Origin of the sequence: Magnetospirillum sp. SS-4 (assembly GCF_902729425.1) — a bacterium.
GTDB lineage: Bacteria > Pseudomonadota > Alphaproteobacteria > Rhodospirillales > Magnetospirillaceae > Phaeospirillum.
This window is the reverse complement of sequence record NZ_CACVCH010000129.1, coordinates 1-1,284: the sequence shown is the minus strand read 5'-3', so window position 1 is coordinate 1,284 and position 1,284 is coordinate 1. Positions and strand designations below refer to the sequence as shown.

At 60.6% G+C, this 1,284-nt stretch carries 1 protein-coding gene; it reads left to right on the top strand.

Features of this window, described 5'->3' with window-relative positions:
- Positions 1-75 precede the first annotated feature (75 nt).
- Entirely contained in the window at positions 76-1,149 is a 1,074-nt protein-coding gene (locus MTBSS4_RS18735; RefSeq protein ID WP_173984893.1) for an IS5 family transposase, read from the top strand.
- Positions 1,150-1,284 lie beyond the last annotated feature (135 nt).

Sequence of the window (1,284 nt, the reverse complement as noted above, 5' to 3'; positions counted from 1 at the left end):
GGACGCCTCCAAAAACCCTGGCGATGAGGGCGGGGCTTTGATTCAATGACGGGATCGTGGCGGTGAGGTTGGGCAATGAAGGCACCGGGTTTTTTCGACGTTGAAGAATGTCTGGCGGGTCTTTCGAAGAAGGGCGACGTGCTGGAGCACTTGAACCGGACGATCGATTTCGCGCTGTTCCGTCCTGACCTGGAGCGTGCGGTTCCGCGCTCGAATGGCGCCAAAGGTGGTCGTCCGCCGTTCGATCATGTGCTGATGTTCAAGGTGCTGATCCTGCAGGCGATGAATGGCCTGGGCGACGAGGCCACGGAATATTTCATGCGTGACCGCCTGACCTGGAAGCGGTTCCTTGGGCTTGGGATCTCCGATCCGGTTCCCGATGCCAACACGATCTGGACCTTCCGCGAGCACCTGACCAAGGCCAACGCCATCAAGGGTCTGTTCGAGCGCTTCGATGCGGCTCTGCGCGATGCAGGCTATCTGGCGATGTCGGGGCAATTGCTGGATGCCACCATTGTCGCCGCCCCCAAACAGCGCAATACCGATGGTGAGAAGGCCGCGATCAAGGCCGGAACCATTCCCGACGCCTGGAAGGACAAGCCAGCGAAATTGCGGCAAAAGGACCGCGATGCGCGGTGGACGGTGAAGTATTCCAAGGCCAAGCCCCGTGAGGATGGCCAGCCGCAAGTGGATCTGGCCGTCCCATCCTTCGGCTACAAGAACCACGTTTCGGCGGATCGGGCGCATGGGCTGATCCGCAAATGGCTGGTGACGGATGCGGCAGCCCATGATGGCGCCCGGTTGCCCGATCTACTCGACAAGACCAATACGGCGAGCGGCGTCTGGGCCGACACGGCCTATCGCTCGGAAAAGAACGAGACGTTTATGGCGAAGAACGGCTTCGTCTCGCAGGTCCATCGCAAGAAGCCCAAGGGCAAGCCGATGCCAGACAGAACCCGCAAGGCCAATGCCCTCAAATCCATGGTGCGCTCCAAGATCGAGCATATCTTCGCTCACCAGAAGGGGCCGATGGCCGCCATCGTCCGCACCATCGGCAAGGCCAGGGCGGAAACCAAGATCGGCATGATCAACCTCGCCTACAACATGCGGCGTCTCGTGTGGCTTGAGAGGAAACGTGCGCCCGCTTGAGGGCAAAACCAGGGGAATATTGCCTGAAACCACCAATGTCCTGCGGAAATCGGCGCCGATAGGGCCTGACCAGCACCACGGCCGATCCGATCAGGCCAAAATCAGGCCAGCGCCGAGGTTTTTGGAGGCGTCCAG